General features: G+C 71.9%; 15 protein-coding genes. 7 read left to right on the top strand and 8 right to left on the bottom strand.

The window, feature by feature from the left end; genetic code table 11:
- The first annotated feature begins 11 nt into the window (after positions 1-11).
- Positions 12-1,460: an aminopeptidase P family protein gene (locus tag IFR11_RS00470; RefSeq protein ID WP_191914878.1), complete on the top strand. Its 1,449-nt coding sequence runs from the start codon at positions 12-14 to the stop codon at positions 1,458-1,460.
- Positions 1,457-3,238, top strand: coding sequence for a gamma-glutamyltransferase family protein (locus IFR11_RS00465; RefSeq protein ID WP_191915155.1), 1,782 nt, complete (start codon positions 1,457-1,459; stop codon positions 3,236-3,238). The genes IFR11_RS00470 and IFR11_RS00465 overlap by 4 nt, the downstream gene beginning before the upstream one ends.
- A 52-nt stretch (positions 3,239-3,290) precedes the next feature.
- On the opposite strand, the gene IFR11_RS00460 is transcribed toward IFR11_RS00465, so the two are convergent.
- Both IFR11_RS00460 and IFR11_RS00455 read right to left on the bottom strand, forming a co-directional pair.
- A complete protein-coding gene (locus IFR11_RS00460) occupies positions 3,291-3,959 on the bottom strand; it encodes an alpha/beta family hydrolase (RefSeq protein ID WP_191914877.1) in 669 nt (222 codons plus the stop codon).
- Positions 3,956-4,678, bottom strand: coding sequence for a general stress protein (locus tag IFR11_RS00455; protein WP_191914876.1), 723 nt, complete (start codon positions 4,676-4,678; stop codon positions 3,956-3,958). The genes IFR11_RS00460 and IFR11_RS00455 overlap by 4 nt, the downstream gene beginning before the upstream one ends.
- A 71-nt stretch (positions 4,679-4,749) precedes the next feature.
- Between IFR11_RS00455 and IFR11_RS00450 the strand changes: the two genes are divergently transcribed.
- From IFR11_RS00450 to IFR11_RS00440, 3 genes are read left to right on the top strand one after another with little or no spacing between them, the layout of a single operon-like run.
- Complete coding sequence (locus IFR11_RS00450) at positions 4,750-6,069, top strand: magnesium transporter MgtE N-terminal domain-containing protein (RefSeq protein ID WP_191914875.1); 1,320 nt, start codon at positions 4,750-4,752, stop codon at positions 6,067-6,069.
- The gene (locus IFR11_RS00445; protein WP_055836243.1) at positions 6,069-6,596 is read left to right on the top strand and encodes a DUF1003 domain-containing protein; all 528 of its coding nucleotides are present in this window, start codon (positions 6,069-6,071) and stop codon (positions 6,594-6,596) included. The genes IFR11_RS00450 and IFR11_RS00445 overlap by 1 nt, the downstream gene beginning before the upstream one ends.
- Positions 6,593-7,741 (top strand): P-loop NTPase, encoded by a 1,149-nt coding sequence (locus tag IFR11_RS00440; protein WP_191914874.1) that lies wholly within the window; start codon positions 6,593-6,595, stop codon positions 7,739-7,741. Before IFR11_RS00445 ends, IFR11_RS00440 begins: the two co-directional genes overlap by 4 nt.
- An 85-nt stretch (positions 7,742-7,826) precedes the next feature.
- Here IFR11_RS00440 and IFR11_RS00435 read toward each other — a convergent pair whose 3' ends face one another.
- On the bottom strand, positions 7,827-8,198 hold the full coding sequence (locus tag IFR11_RS00435) for a hypothetical protein (protein WP_055836236.1): 372 nt from the start codon (positions 8,196-8,198) through the stop codon (positions 7,827-7,829).
- A 71-nt stretch (positions 8,199-8,269) separates the two neighbouring features.
- Between IFR11_RS00435 and IFR11_RS00430 the strand changes: the two genes are divergently transcribed.
- Positions 8,270-8,908: an O-methyltransferase gene (locus tag IFR11_RS00430; RefSeq protein ID WP_055836233.1), complete on the top strand. Its 639-nt coding sequence runs from the start codon at positions 8,270-8,272 to the stop codon at positions 8,906-8,908.
- A gap of 62 nt (positions 8,909-8,970) precedes the next feature.
- Here IFR11_RS00430 and IFR11_RS00425 read toward each other — a convergent pair whose 3' ends face one another.
- The 3 genes from IFR11_RS00425 to dapE all read right to left on the bottom strand — a co-directional run bounded on the left by IFR11_RS00425 (position 8,971) and on the right by dapE (position 11,532).
- Positions 8,971-9,141, bottom strand: a complete 171-nt coding sequence (locus IFR11_RS00425; RefSeq protein ID WP_070409703.1) for a DUF3117 domain-containing protein — start codon at positions 9,139-9,141, stop codon at positions 8,971-8,973.
- A gap of 94 nt (positions 9,142-9,235) precedes the next feature.
- Positions 9,236-10,474, bottom strand: a complete 1,239-nt coding sequence (locus IFR11_RS00420) for a hypothetical protein (RefSeq protein WP_342030227.1) — start codon at positions 10,472-10,474, stop codon at positions 9,236-9,238.
- Positions 10,456-11,532, bottom strand: a complete 1,077-nt coding sequence (gene dapE / locus IFR11_RS00415) for a succinyl-diaminopimelate desuccinylase (RefSeq protein WP_191914872.1) — start codon at positions 11,530-11,532, stop codon at positions 10,456-10,458. Before dapE ends, IFR11_RS00420 begins: the two co-directional genes overlap by 19 nt.
- Before the next feature lie 43 nt (positions 11,533-11,575).
- Here dapE and dapD point away from each other — a divergent pair, with 43 nt between their 5' ends.
- A complete protein-coding gene (gene dapD / locus IFR11_RS00410; RefSeq protein WP_055836224.1) occupies positions 11,576-12,496 on the top strand; it encodes a 2,3,4,5-tetrahydropyridine-2,6-dicarboxylate N-succinyltransferase in 921 nt (306 codons plus the stop codon).
- 383 nt (positions 12,497-12,879) lie between these two features.
- On the opposite strand, the gene IFR11_RS00405 is transcribed toward dapD, so the two are convergent.
- On the bottom strand, positions 12,880-14,178 hold the full coding sequence (locus tag IFR11_RS00405) for a citrate synthase (RefSeq protein WP_191914871.1): 1,299 nt from the start codon (positions 14,176-14,178) through the stop codon (positions 12,880-12,882).
- Positions 14,179-14,500: 322 nt separating this feature from the next.
- Complete coding sequence (gene dapC, locus IFR11_RS00400) at positions 14,501-15,604, bottom strand: succinyldiaminopimelate transaminase (protein WP_191914870.1); 1,104 nt, start codon at positions 15,602-15,604, stop codon at positions 14,501-14,503.
- Positions 15,605-15,607: the final 3 nt, after the last annotated feature.

Raw genomic sequence — 15,607 nt, 5'->3', positions numbered from 1 at the left:
AGACTGGAACGATGGATGCCCCCTCCACCAGCGACACGACCGCGCAGACCGCCGAACCGCAGACCGTCGAGAACACGACGCCCGAGCAGACGCCCGCCGCACCGAGCAATCGCAAGGCACCGTTTCCCCGCGGCTTCCTCGACACCATCTCGACGGGCTGGGCTGAGCACCCGGTCGAGCTCCCCGAGGCGCGCGAACAGGCCGCGTGGGCCGCGCGGCGACGCGAGCGCGTGTCGCAGGCCTTCCCGGGCCGCCGCGTGGTGATCCCCGCGGGCGGTCTCAAGCAGCGCAGCAACGACACCGACTACCCGTTCCGCGCGCACTCCGCCTTCGCGCACCTCACCGGGTGGGGCAGCGACGCCGAGCCCGACTCGGTGCTCGTCTTCGAACCGCGCGACGAGGGCCACGAGGCCGTGCTCTACTTCCGCGAGCGTGCCGACCGCACGACCGCGGAGTTCTACTCCGACGCCACCGTCGGCGAGTTCTGGATCGGCCCGCGCCCCGCACTCGACGGCGTCGCGGCCGACCTCGGCATCGCCACGGCCCACCTGCACGACTTCGCCGTCGGCGATGACGACCGCACGCTCGACGACGACGACGAGGTCACCCGTTTCGTGTCGGAGCTGCGCCTGGTCAAAGACGAGTACGAGCTCGCCCAGCTGGCCCTCGCCGTCGAGGTCACGGGCCGCGGCTTCGACGACATCGTCGCGGAGCTCCCCCGCATCGTCGAGCACCCGCGTGGCGAGCGCATCGTCGAGGGCGTGTTCCACCAGCGCGCGCGCTCCGACGGCAACGCGGTCGGGTACGACACGATCGCGGCGTCCGGTCCGCACGCGTGCTACCTGCACTGGACGCGCAACGACGGGGCCGTCAAGCCCGGAGACCTCATCCTCATCGACGCCGGGGCCGAGGTCGACAGCCTCTACACCGCCGACATCACGCGCACGCTTCCCGTCTCGGGCACCTTCACCGACGTGCAGCGCCGCATCTACGAGACCGTGCGCGAAGCGGCCGACGCCTCGTTCGCCGCGGCCGAGGTGGGCGTGCCGTTCCGCCGCCTGCACGAGGCCGCGATGGAGGTCATCGCCGCCCGCGTCGCCGAGTGGGGCCTGCTCCCCGTCACCGCCGACGAGGCGCTGCAGGCCGAGACCGGCGGTCAGCACCGCCGTTACATGGTGCACGGCACGAGCCACCACCTCGGCCTCGACGTGCACGACTGCGCGCAGGCCCGACGCGACATGTACTACGACGGACTGCTCGAGCCGGGGATGGCGTTCACCATCGAGCCGGGGCTCTACTTCCAGATCGACGATCTGACGGTGCCCGAGGAGTACCGCGGCATCGGTGCGCGCATCGAGGACGACGTCGTGATGACCGCCGACGGTCCCGTCAACCTGTCGGCCGACATCCCCCGCACCGCCGACGAGGTCGAGGAGTGGATCGCGCGGTCGTCGCGATGACCTTCACTCCCCCGTCTTCGTTCACCACGCGGCCGACCCTGCGCGGCACGTTCGGCATGTCGGCGTCGACGCACTGGACCGCGACGGCGACCGCTCAGGCCGTCCTCGAGCGCGGGGGCAACGCGTTCGACGCCGCGGTCGCTGCGGCGTTCGTGCTGCACGTCGTCGAACCGCACCTGAACGGCCCCGGCGGCGACCTGGTCGCCCTCGTGCGCCCGGCCGGTGCCGCCGAGCCCCTGGTGCTCATGGGCCAGGGCCCGGCCCCGGCCGCAGCCACCATCGAGCACTTCGAGGGGCGAGGTCTCGACCTCGTACCCGGCGCCGGTGCGCTGGCCGCGACCGTTCCCGGCGCGGTCGACGCGTGGCTGCTGCTGCTGCGCGATCACGGCACGTGGGAAGCCGCCGACGTGCTCTCCTTCGCCATCGGCTACGCGCGCGAGGGACACCCCCTGGTCGCGGGGGCCGCCGCCACCATCGGCCGCGTCGCCGACCTCTTCCGCGCGCAGTGGCCGTCGTCGGCAGAGCTCTGGATGCCGGACGGCGAGGTGCCGTCCGCCGACACGCTCATGCGCAACCCGGCGTGGGCCGGGGTCCTCGACGAGCTGATCGCCGCCGGCGACACCGCCGCCGACCGCGCGGGGCGTATCGACGCGGCGCGCGAGCACTGGATGACCGCCGTCCTCCCCCGGGCGGCGGAGTTCGTGCGCACCCCGCACCGGCACTCCGACGGCGCCGATCACCCCGGCGTCCTGGACGCCGCCGACCTGGCGTCGTGGCGCGCGGGTTACGAACCCGCGGTGACGGCGCGCTTCCGCGGGTGGGACGTGTACAAAGCCGGCACCTGGTCGCAGGGTCCCGCCCTGCTGCAGGTGCTGCGCATGCTCGAGACCGCCGAGGACTCCCAGCTCGACCCGGCCACCGCCGAGGGAGCGCACCTGCTGCTCGAGACGCAGAAGCTCGCGTATGCCGACCGTGACGCCTGGTTCGGCGACGCGGACGGCGTGGTCGAGGTGTCGGCGCTCCTCGCCGACGACTATCTCGCCCAGCGTCGGGAACTCATCGGCGACCGCGCCTCGACCGAGCTGCGCCCGGGAGCGCCCGAGGGGCGCGCCCCGACGCTGCCCCCGTTGCAGGCCGATGTCGTCGCCGCCGCCGGGGCGACCGGCGAACCCACGGTCGACCGGTCGGGTCAGACGCGCGGTGACACCGTGCACATCGACGTGATCGATCGCTGGGGGAACGTCGTCTCGGCCACACCGTCGGGCGGGTGGCTGCAATCGTCGCCGGTCGTCCCCGCGCTCGGTTTCTGCCTGGGCACGCGCCTGCAGATGACGTGGTTGCAGCCCGGGCATCCGGCATCCCTCGTTCCGGGCCGGCGCCCGCGTACCACTCTCACCCCCACCCTGCTCAGCCGCGGCGACGAGGTCACGGCGATGGGCTCCCCCGGCGGCGATCAGCAGGACCAGTGGCAGCTGCCGGTGCTGCTGCGCATGCTGGTGGGCGCGTATTCGCCGCAGCAGGCGATCGACGCCCCCACCCTGCACACCACCGCCGTGGCCGATTCGTTCTGGCCCCGCAGCTGGTCGCCCGCGGGCGCGGTCGTCGAGGACCGCCTCGGCGACGAGGTCATCGCCGAGCTCGAACGGCGCGGGCACCGCGTGCGGCGGGCCGGAGACTGGGCGCTCGGGCGCGTCAGCGCCGTCGGGCGGGATGCCGAGGGAATTCTGTGGGCGGCGGCCAACCCCCGCGGAGCGCAGGGCTACGCCGCGGGGCGCTGACAGGGTCCGAGAAGACCGCCTCGCGGATCACCGGCTGTCGGACGGACAGACGTCAGAGAGCGCGCGCGAAGGCGGCGACGATCGGAGCGAGTCCCGCGCCGATCTGATCGGCCGGCCGCCGCGCGCCCTTCACCTCGAACGAGTGGTTCCCGCCCGCGATCCACTCCACGTGGGCGTTGCGGCACGAGGCGACGGCCGCGTCGAACTGCTCGCGCGGCTGGATGAACGGGTCGTTCTCACCCTCGACGAACAGCTGCGGCACCGCGATCGCGGGCAGGTGGTCGACGCGGGGCCTGTCGGGGCGCCCGGGCGGATGCAGGGGGTAGCCGAGGTAGGCGAGCCCGGCGGGGGCGATCACGCCCTCGGCGGTGGCGACGGATGCCATGCGCCCGCCGTACGACTTGCCCACCGCCGCGTACGGCCCGGGACGTGCGGCGGCCAACCAGGCCTCGACCCCCGCCCAGGTCGCGACGGCGTGCGGGGCGGGTCCCGGCATCCGTCGTCCGGCTTCGACGTAGGGGAAGACGAACCGCAGCACGCTCACTCCCTCGTCGACCAGCGCGGCGGCGAGACCCTCGAGGAACGGGTGGTCCATGCCGGCACCGGCGCCGTGGGCCAACGCGATCGTGGGTCCGGGACCCGGCGCGGGCGACCAGAGACCCGACACCTCGCTCGCGCCCGTCGGCAGCGCGACGGCGAGGCGAACGGCGGTGACGGTCACCGCTCGGTGGGCGCGTCGCCCTCGGGCGGGGCGGGCGAGGGCGTCTGAGCCGGCGGCGCCGAGTTCTCGCGCGGCGGCACGGGCGTGATGCGTTCGCCGTACCGGGGCGGCGCGTCGTCGACGGGGGTCGCACCGGGGACCGGCGGGCGCGGGGGCGCAGCCGGGGCGCCGGCGCCGGGAGCGACACGTTCGCCGTACTGCGGCGGCGCCGTGGGGGCGGCGGTGGGGCGCGACACCGTCGTGCGGGTGGCGCCGGCGCCGAGCACTCCACGCGCCTTCTGGATGCTGGTGGCTTCGACGCAGACGTCGTAGTGGTCGGCGGCGACCTGCATGACCGAGGCGAAGTCGCGGCGGCGGCGCACGATCGAATACGTGCCCAGGCTCAGGATCATGCCGAGGGCCATGCCCACCAGCAGCACGCCGACGAAGGCCGAGATCTGCACGGTCGGCATGCCGAGCACGAAGATGAACGCGAACAGCAGGCCCAGCATCAGGCCGTTCAACGCGCCCGAGCGGGCGGCGGTCGCGTACCCCAGCTTGCCGGTGATGCGTTCGATGGAGCGCAGGCCCGAACCGACGATCGCGATCTCGCGCGCCGGAACCTCGCCCGCGATGAGCGATGACACGGCCTTCTGCGCCTGCTCGTACGTCGGGAAGGAGGCGACCTTCTCGCCGACGTCGTCGCGTCCCGCGCCCGGTCTCCCCGCGAACATGCTCATTTCACCATCTTGTCACGCAGTCCTGACCGTCCCACCGGGTTTGCGCAGCGGTGGCGGACTACGCTGGTCCAGTGAGCACGCAAAGGGTTTTCGTCGCCCGCTTGGCGGGCTGCACGGTGTTCGACCCCGCGGGAGACCGTCTGGGGAAGGTGCGCGACGTCGTGGTGATCTACCGCGCCGCCGCCGCTCCGCGCGTCGTGGGCCTGGTCGTCGAGATCCCCGGCCGGCGACATGTGTTCGTGTCCATCGGACGCGTCACCTCGATTCAGGCCGGTCAGGTCATCACGACCGGCCTCATCAACGTGCGGCGATTCCAGCAGCGCGGCGGCGAGGTGCGCGTGATGGTCGAGATGCTGGGCCGACGCGTGAGCCTCGTCGACGGCTCGGGCACCGCGGTGATCGAAGACGTCGCGATCGAGCGCAACCGCCTCGGCGAGTGGGACGTGGGCCAGCTCTTCCTCCGCCGTCCCCGCACCAGCGCCTCGCCCTTCGCCAAGGGGGCGACGACGTTCGCGAGCTGGACCGAGGTGCGCGAGAACCAGACCCCCGGCGAGGCCCAGTCCGCCGAGCAGCTGGTGGCGACGTACTCCGAGCTGAAGCCCGCCGACCTGGCGAACACGCTGCTCGACCTGCCCGAAGAGCGCTTGATCGAGGTCGCCGAAGAGCTCAGTGACGACCGCCTCGCCGACGCGCTCGAAGAGATGCCCGAAGACGAGCAGGTGCACATCCTCGAGCAGCTCGGCGACGAGCGCGCCGCCGACATCCTCGACGCCATGGAGCCCGACGACGCGGCCGACCTGCTCGGTCAGCTGCCCGAGACGCGACTCGAACAGCTCCTCGATCTCATGGAGCCCGACGAGGCCGAAGACGTCCGCGCGCTGCTGAAGTACGGCCCCGACACCGCCGGCGGCCTCATGACGCCGGAGCCGATCGTGCTCTCGGCCGACGCCACGGTGGCCGAGGCCCTGGCCCTGATCCGTCGGCACGAACTGCACCCCGCCCTCGCGGCATCCGTGTTCATCACCCTCCCGCCGTACGAGACGCCCACGGGGCGACTGCTGGGAACCGTGCACTTCCAGCGCATGCTGCGGTATCCCCCGCACGAGCGTCTGGGTGCGATCATCGACGACACCCTCGAGCCGGTGCCCGCCGACGCGACGGCCGCCGAGGTCGCCCGCATGCTGGCGAGCTACAACCTAGTCTCGCTCCCCGTCGTCGATCAGGCGCACCGCCTCGTCGGCTGCGTGAGCGTCGACGACGTGCTCGACTACCTGCTGCCCGACGACTGGCGCACCCACGACGGCGACGATCCGCGGCCCAAGGTCACCACGAGACCCACCGCCACCACGAGCATTCCCAAGATCGTCCCGCAGACCCGGAGGAGGCGCTGATGGCTCGGAACAACCGCCAGCCCGCACTGGACGCCCCCCGCGGTCGCGCCCGCGTGCTCGCGCCCCGCGCTCCCCAGCCCTCGCGCGACCGGTTCGGCCGCTTCACCGAGTGGGTGGCCCGAGCGATGGGAACCCCCGCGTTCCTGCTGATGCTGAGCCTGTTCTGCGTGGTCTGGATGGCGTGGAACTCGCTCGCCCCCGACGACCTGCGCTTCGACTCGGCGGCGATCGGCTTCACGGCGTTGACGCTCGTGCTGTCGCTGCAGGCCTCGTACGCCGCTCCGCTCATCCTGCTCGCGCAGAACCGTCAAGACGACCGCGACCGCGTGCAGATCGAGCAGGACCGCCAGCGATCCGAGCGCAATCTCGCCGACACCGAGTACCTCGCCCGCGAGATCGTCGCGCTGCGCATGGCGGTGCGTGATCTCACCGACGAGGTGATCACGAAAGACAGCCTGCGCGCCGAGCTGAAGGCCGCGCTCGAACGCCTCGACGATCACGACGAGCCCTCGCGGGCCACGCCGTGACGACAGAGGTCGCCGACCGTGTGCGTGCCGCCGTCGGCGCCGTCACCGACCCCGAGCTGCGCCGTCCGCTCGCGGAGCTCGACATGGTGCGCGGCATCGAGGTGCACGGCGGTGTCGCCGACGTCGGCATCGCGCTGACGATCGTGGGGTGCCCGGCCGCCGATCGCATCGAACGCGAGGTGCGGGATGCCGCGGCCTCGGTCGCCGGCGTCGACGCGGTCGAGGTGCGGGTCGGCGTGATGTCGCCCGACGAGCGTCGCGCGCTCACCGACAAGCTGCGCGGGGGCCGCGCGAAGCGCGAGATGCCTTTCGGCCCCGACTCGCTGACCCGCGTGATCGCGGTCACCAGCGGCAAGGGCGGCGTGGGCAAGTCGACGATCACCGCCAACCTCGCCGTCGCCCTGGCGGCCCGGGGTCTGCGCGTCGGACTCGTCGACGCCGATGTGCACGGTTTCTCGATCCCGGGCCTTCTCGGCCTGGTCGACGCCGACGGGCTGCCGCCCGCGCCCACCCGCCTCGACGATCTGATCCTCCCGCCCGTCGCGTACGGCGTGAAGGTCATCTCGATCGGCATGTTCCTGCGCCGCCCCGGCGAGGAGGCCGCGGGTGCCGTGGCCTGGCGCGGTCCCATGCTGCACCGCACCGTGCAGCAGTTCCTCACCGACGTGTTCTTCGGCGACCTCGACGTGCTGCTGCTCGACATGCCCCCGGGGACCGGCGACGTGGCGATCTCGGTGGGTCAGCTGCTCCCCCACGCCGACGTGCTCGTGGTCACCACCCCCCAGGCGGCCGCGGCCGACGTGGCCGTGCGGTCGGGCCTCGTCGCCCGCCAGACCGGTCAGCGCCCGATCGGCGTCATCGAGAACATGGCCGCCCTGACGCTGCCCGACGGCACGGTGCTCGATCTGTTCGGCTCCGGAGGCGGCGAGGCCGTGGCCCGCGCTCTGTCGAACGAGACCGATGACGTGCCCCTGCTGGCATCCGTCCCCCTCAGCCCGGCTCTGCGCACCGGCGGCGACGAGGGGCGCCCCGTCGTGCTGTCGCAGCCCGACGACCCCGCCGCGCAAGCGATCGACGCCGCGGCCGCCGCGCTCGCGGTGCGGCCCCGGGGTCTGGCGGGCAAGCCGCTGCGTCTCGGCGTCTGACCCGGCGTCCACCGCTGCGGACACAGGGCATGCCGCCCTGTCGTGCGCTCCGGCGGCACGGCCGCGCGGGGACGCGAAGAGGGGCTCAGGTCGCTTCGTCGTCGAACGGGGGGCGCTCGCCGGCGACGAACGGCGGCACCGTCGTCTTCTCGCGCGCCGCGAGGGCGGCCGCACCGGCCGCACGCATCGTGGCCGTCGGAGTGTCGTCGAGCAGTGCCTCGCGGATGATGCGGCGCGGGTCGTACTGACGCGGATCGAGCTTCTTCCAGTCGACGTCGTCGAACTCGGGGCCCATCTCGTCGCGCATGCGCGAGCGCGCCCCTTGCATCGTCTCTTTGGCGCGCTTGGTGAACTTCGCGAGCGCCTCGGCATAGCGGGGAAGGCGCTCGGGGCCGACGAGGACGGCGGCGATCACGCCGATCAGCATCAGCTTCTCGATCGTGAGCCCGAAGAACATGGGACCAGATTACCGGCCGCGCCTGGGGGTGGAGCGCGCTCGGGCCGTCTAGCCTGATCGAGGAGGTCCACGTGAGCGGTTATCAGGCGAACGAGCGGTTCGTGCAGGAGTCGACGGTCGAGCCCGAGCACATCGCTCGGGCGCGCGCGCACGCCCTCGAACTGGGAGCGGCGCCCATCAGCCCCGCGGTGGGCGCGCAGTCGGCGGTGCTGTCGGCCGCGTCTCGGGCCCTCAACATCGTCGAGGTGGGCACCGGCGGCGGTGTGTCGGGCCTGTGGTTGCTGCACGGGTCTCCCCGCGCCACGATCACCACGATCGACAGCGAGCCCGAGCACCTCGGTGCCGCCCGTGCCGCGTTCATCGACGCCCGCGTTCCCGCGGCCCGCGCCCGGTTCATCACGGGCCGCGCGTCGGACGTGCTGCCGCGCATGAACGAGGCCTCGTACGACATCGTCTTCATCGACGCCGACCCCGAGGGTGTCATCGAATACGTCGAGCACGGCCTTCGGCTCGTCCGCGCCGGCGGCACGGTGCTGATTCCGCGGGTCCTGTCGCACGGTGCGGTGGCGGATCCGGTGCGCCGCGACGCCGTCACGACCGCGTACCGCTCGCTCATCCAGGAGGTGCAGTCCTCCCCCGCCGTCATCGGTGCTCTGTCGACCTCGGGAGAGGGCCTTCTGCAGCTGACGACGCGCCTCACCGACGCCTGAGCGTCGCCCGAACGAGTGAAGGCCGGTCCCCGCGGGGACCGGCCTTCACTCGTGGAGATGCGTCACGCCGTGACGACACCGCCGAGTACGTCGTGGAGTTCCTTCGCCTCGGCGTCGTTCACCGAGACGACGAGACGCCCGCCGCCCTCGAGCGGCACGCGCACGATGATCAACCGGCCCTCCTTCACGGCCTCCATCGGTCCGTCGCCGGTACGCGGCTTCATGGCTGCCATCGCGGCCCCCTTTTCGTCGTTGGTCTACCTAGGAGTTTACCGGTACGCCGCGAGTGCCGTCGTCCCGTGCGGCGAAGTACGTCATCCTGCACGGTCACGGAATCTGCCAGAAGGTGTTGGCCAGCCCGTACATGTTGTAGATCCACCACCACTGCCCCAGGAGCGACAGGGCCAGAACGCCGATGCGCCAGGCGCGCGAGGTCGGCACGGCGAACGCCCCCCACAGCGGCGAGACGGGCACGAGCAGACGGAAGATGCTCGACTGGGGGAAGAACACGAGCAGCAGGTAGACGAGGTAGCTCGCCGACCACAGGCGCACCTCGATTCCCAGTCGCTTCACCTGGGGCAACAGCAGCAGCGCGGCCGCGGCGCCGACGATGAGCACGATGAGCGCGACGTATCCGACGACGGGCCCGAGCCCCCACTGCGTGAACCAGAATCCCGCCGCCTGCACCCACCCGTCGACCGGGACGAAGTGCCCCCCGCTATCGCCGAGCCAGTTGCGCCGCCACGCGAGCTCGGTGGCGAGGTAGGCGCCCGGATCGCCCGTGACGATCGTCGCGATGCCCTGCCACGCGAACCCGACGAGGGTCGACAGCGCCCCCAGCGCCACGATGTGCACGACGTCGCGTCTCGGCAGCGGCTCCGTGCGGCGACGGAGGAAGCGGTGGATGCCGAGCAGGGCGAGGAACAGCGCGAAGGCAAGGATGCCCGGGCGCGTGAACCCCATCGCCGGGACGAGCAGGTACAGCCAGCCCCATCGTCGCAGTTGCACGCAGCGCAGGGCGAGGAAGAGCAGAAACAGGAACAGCGCCTCGGCGTACCCCACCTGGAACAGCGCGGCCAGCGGGCCGCACGCGAAGAAGACGACCGCCCACATCGCCGCCGAGGCGCCGATGCGCTCCCGCAGCAGCGCGTGCAGCACGACGCACGCGCCGTAGCCCGAAGCGAGCGAGATGGCCACGGCCCCCGCGCCCCACGACCCGAGCAGCGCGCCGAGGCCCGCCGACAGGTAGGCGTACAGCGGCATGAACGCCCACGCGTTCTCGGCGACGTGACCCCCGGCCGCCAGCGGAAGGTCGGCCGGGTACCCCGACACCGCCGCCAGCCAGTACCACTGGGCGTCCCAGCCCAGCGCGAGCTCGCCCAACGAGGGGGCCACGCCGTAGCGCGACGCCGGTCCCGACAGGGCCGCCGTCACCATGAAGAACCCGGTCGTGATCACGCGCGCGATCACGTAGACGAGGGCGATCCGTGCGGCGACGGGCAGCCGCTCCCATCCGCGGACGGACGGGGATGCCGTGACCTCGGCGGTCACGACCCGCTCAACCACGCCCGCAGACCCCGCTCGACCGCGTCGATCTGCGCGAGCGGAACGCGCTCCTCGTCGTGGTGGGCCAGGTGCGGGTCGCCGGGGCCGTAGTTGACGGCGGGGATGCCCAGGGCCGAGAACCGTGCGACGTCGGTCCAGCCGTACTTGGGCTTCGGGGTCGCCCCCACGGCCGTGACGAAGTCCTGCGCGAGGGCCGCGTCGAGCCCGGGCCGAGCACCCTCCGCCACGTCGACGATCTCGATGTCGAATCCGGTGAACACGTCGCGCACGACGCGCTCGGCAGCCTCGGCATCGCGGCTGGGCGCGAAGCGGTAGTTGACCTCGACCTCGCACGCGTCGGGGATGACGTTGCCGGCGACGCCGCCCGAGATACGCACGGCGTTGAGGCCCTCGCGGTAGACGAGACCCTCGACCTCGATCTCGCGGGCGCGGTACTCGGCGAGGCGGGCGAGGATGGGGGCAGCCTTGTGAATGGCGTTCTCGCCGATCCACGAGCGCGCGCTGTGCGCACGCACGCCGTCGGTACGGACGAGCGCGCGGAGCGTGCCGTTGCACCCTCCCTCGACCTCGCCGTTGCTCGGCTCCCCGAGGATGGCGAAGTCTCCGGCGAACAGGTAGGGACGGTTGCGCGAGAGACGGCCGAGACCGTTCAGAGAGGAGTCCACCTCTTCGTGGTCGTACCACATCCACGTGATGTCGACAGGGGGTGCGACCAGCTCCGCGGCGAGTTTCAGCTGCACGGCGACGCCGGCCTTCATGTCGACCGTGCCGCGACCCCAGAGGAACGCCTCGCCGTCGATCTCGCGGTCCTCCACCGGCAGGTTGCGGTTGATGGGGACCGTGTCGATGTGCCCCGCGATGACGACGCGTCGGTCGCGCCCCAGCTGGGTGCGGGCCACGACGGTGTCGCCGTCCCGGATGATCTCGAGGTGCCCGTAGGCCGAGACGGCGGCCTCGATGGCATCCGCGAGGGTGGTCTCGTCCCCCGACTCGCTGGCGATGTCGCAGATCGCACGGGTGAGGTCGACGGACGAGGAAGTGAGGTCGAGGGCGGCCATGCCCCGATCCTCCCACAGGCGGCACCCCCGCTAGCCTGGACGTGTGAGCAACGAACGACGCATCAGCGCTGCCGGCCTCTCCACCCGCACCCTCGAGGGGACCGTGCTCGACGCGTGGTTCCCCCGGCCGATCCTGGGCGTACCTGATGGCCTGGATGCCGAGCGGGCCGACCTCGAGAAGACGGCCGGGGCCGACGAGCGCCGGGGTGTCGTCGTCGAGGCCGTCGCCCTCACGATCGACGCCGACGCGGCACCGGCGTCGACCGCCGATGCGTACCTGCGTCTGCACGCACTGTCGCACCTGCTGGTGCGTCCCAACGACATCAACCTCGACGGGATCTTCTCCCACCTGCCGAACGTCGCCTGGACCAGCGCCGGCCCGATGCACCCCGACGACGCGGCGCGGCTCCGCCCCTCGCTCCAGCGCCACGGCATCCAGATCCAGGGGCTCGACAAGTTCCCGCGCCTCACCGACTACGTGCTGCCCGCCGGCGTGCGCATCGCCGACGCCTCGCGGGTGCGGCTGGGTGCCCACCTGTCGCCCGGCACGACCGTGATGCACGAGGGCTTCGTCAACTTCAACGCCGGCACGCTCGGCTCCTCGATGATCGAGGGGCGCGTGTCGCAGGGCGTCGTGATCGGCGACGGCACCGACATCGGCGGCGGCGCCTCGATCATGGGCACGCTCTCGGGAGGGGGGACCCACCGCGTCTCGATCGGCGCGCGCACCCTGCTCGGCGCCAACGCGGGCATCGGCATCTCGCTCGGCGACGACTGCGTCGTCGAGGCCGGACTCTACGTCACCGCCGGCACCAAGGTGCGGGTCGGCGACGAGACGGTCAAGGCCGGCGAGCTGTCGGGCCGTGACGGCATCCTGTTCCGCCGCAACTCCCTCACCGGCGCCGTCGAGGTCTCGGCCCGCGCCGGCGTCGGCGTCACGCTGAACGAGGCCCTGCACGCCTGAGGCTGCACGCGTGGCGCTGCACGCGCGGCGCTGCACGCCCGACGCCGCACCGCACCGCGTGTCGCGTCGCCCGCCCCGCGGCATCCGTCCCGCCGCCACGGCCGCGCGGCATCCGTCCGTCCCCCGCGCCCGCACGGCATCCGCGTCATGCCCATAAACGCTCTTCGTGCGCATAAACGCCGCGACACCGCGTTTATCCGCACGATCAGCGTTTATGGGCGAGGCGGCGCCGGGGTCTCGCCGCCGTGCCCCGCCGCACTCACCGGTTGCCTCGGCCACACCCGCACCGACGCGCTTCCGGGCCGCCGAGAGCCAGCACCTCCCTGCCGGCAGACGAAACGCCCCGCCCCTCGCGAGAGGGACGGGGCGTTCGAGGGCCGGTGTCAGCCGATGCCGGGGTAGTCGCGTACCGCGGCACCCGTGTACAGCTGCTGCGGGCGGCCGATCTTCGTCTGCGGGTCGCTGATGGCCTCGCGCCACTGGGCGATCCAGCCGGGCAGGCGTCCGATCGCGAAGAGCACGGTGAACATGCGCGTGGGGAAGCCCATCGCCTTGTAGATGACGCCGGTGTAGAAGTCGACGTTGGGGTACAGGCGACGCTCCTTGAAGTAGTCGTCCTCGAGGGCGATCTGCTCGAGCTCCTTCGCGAGGTCGAGCAGGGGGTCGCTCACGCCGAGGGCTTCGAGCACCTCGTCGGCGGCGCCCTTCACCAGCTTGGCGCGCGGGTCGTAGTTCTTGTAGACCCGGTGGCCGAAGCCCATGAGCTTGGCGCCCTCTTCTTTGTTCTTCACGCGCTCGACGAAGCGTTCGACGCTCTCGCCCGAATCGCGGATGCGGCCGAGCATCTGCAGCACGGCCTCGTTGGCGCCACCGTGCAGCGGGCCCGACAGGGCCTGGATGCCGGCGGACACCGACGCGAACTGGTTGGCGCCGGTGGAACCCACCAGGCGCACCGTCGAGGTCGACGCGTTCTGCTCGTGGTCCTCGTGCAGCATCAGCAGCAGGTCGAGGGCCTTCGTCATGACGGGGTTGATCTCGTACGGCTCGCTCATGACGCCGAAGTTCAGCTTGAGGAAGTTGTCGACGAAGCTCATCGAGTTGTCGGGGTACAGGAACGCCTGCCCGATGCTCTTCTTGTGCGCGTAGGCCGCGATCACGGGGAGCTTCGCGAGCATGCGCACGGTGTTGAGTTCGACGTGCTCGGGGTTGTGCGGGTCGGACTCGGCCTCGTAGTAGGTCGAGAGGGCCGCGGTCGCCGCCGACAGCACCGACATGGGGTGCGCGGTCGGCGGAAGCGACGAGAACAGGCTCTTCAGGTCTTCGTGCAGCAACGTGTGACGGCGGATGCGCTCGTCGAACGATGCGAGTTCGGATGCCGAGGGCAGCTCGCCGTAGATGAGCAGCCACGCGACCTCGAGGTAGGTGCTGTTCTGGGCCAGCTGCTCGATCGGGTATCCGCGGTAGCGCAGAATGCCCTGGTCACCGTCGATGTAGGTGATGTCCGACTTCGTCGACGCGGTGTTGACGAAGCCGTAGTCGAGCGCCGTGTGCCCGGTCTGCTTGGTCAGCGACGCCATGTCGATGCTCGGGATGCCGTCGGTGCCCCGAAGAACCGCGAACTCGGCGGTGGTGCCCCCTACCGTGAGGGTGGCCTTGTCCTGCTGCGTACCCACGTCGCTCACCGCGCCTCCTTGCGATTTCTGGTCGCCCACTTGTCGACCGCGAGGGCGGGAGGCACCCGCGATCTTCCCGAACCGGGGATGCCGCGAGGGGCGGCGTCCTGGTCGGCGCACGCCCGGAGGGTTGCCCGAACGCACTGCTTTTACAGCCTAGTAGGCCGGGGCGCCTACAGATGACATCGCCAAAGGATGCCCCCATCGAAGGGAGGGATCCTCCTCATAGGGGCGGTCGATCGTGATCGACGGCGTGCGGCGACACTCCGGAACGGCGCGCCCGGCGCTCCCGTGGGGAATCGACCCACCGGCGGGGTTCGCACCGACTCGGCTACGGAGCCAGCCGCTCCGCCGCCGCGGCGATCCGCTCGTCGGTCGCCGTGAGCGAGAAGCGCACGTGGTTCGGGAAGTGGGTGCCGTAGAAGTGCCCGGGCCCGACCAGGATGCCCAGGTCGGCCAGCCGACCCACGCTCTCCCACGCGTCGCGGCCCTCGGTCGCCCAGAGGTAGAGCCCGCCTTCGCTGCGGTCGATCGTGAAACCCGCGGCCTCGATCGCGGGCTTGAGGATCGCCCGCCGACGCGCGTACCGCTCGCGCTGCTCGACGACGTGCGCATCGTCGCCCAGGGCGACGGTCATCGCCCGCTGCACGGGGGCCGGAGGAATGAGACCGAGATGCTTGCGACCGGTCAGCAGTCGCTCCACCAGGGCCGCGTCACCGGCGAGGAAGGCCGCGCGGTATCCGGCGAGGTTCGACTGCTTGCTCAGCGAGTACACCGACAGCACACCGGTGAGGTCGTCGCCGACGACAGCCGGGTCGAGCACGCTGGGCACCCGCTCTCGGTCCCACGGCGCGTCCCAGCCGAGTTCGGCGTAGCACTCGTCGGACGCGAGGACCGCGCCGAGCTCGCGCGCCCGGGTCGCGGCATCCGTCAACTCCGCCGCGGAGAGCACACGACCGTCGGGGTTGCCCGGCGAGTTGATCCACACCAGACGCGTGTGGGCGGGCCACTCGGAGGGATCATCGGATGCCACGGTCTCGGCCCCGACGAGACGGGCACCCACCTCGTAGGTCGGGTACGCGGCGCGCGGGTGCACGACGGCATCGCCAGGACCGAGGCCCAGCAGCAGCGGCAACAGCGCCACGAGTTCTTTCGATCCGACCGTCGGAAGGGCGTTCGCGGCCGTCAGGCCCGGGACTCCGCGGCGACGGACGTACCAGTCGACGATCGCCTCGCGCAGCGCCGGCGTGCCGGCCGTCTGCGGGTACGCGTGCGCGTCGGTCGCGTCGGCGAGGGCCGTGGCGATGACGTCGGGCGTCGGGTCGACGGGCGAACCGATCGACATGTCGACGATGCCGGCAGGGTGTCGCCGCGCGCGCTCCGCGTACGGTGCGACGGCGTCCCAGGGGTAGTCGGCGAGGTCGGCGACGCCCACGGC

Source organism: Microbacterium sp. CFBP 8801, assembly GCF_014839455.1.
Lineage (GTDB): Bacteria > Actinomycetota > Actinomycetes > Actinomycetales > Microbacteriaceae > Microbacterium.
Note: the sequence above shows the minus strand (reverse complement) of the source record. Positions and strands in the feature narration are given on the sequence as shown.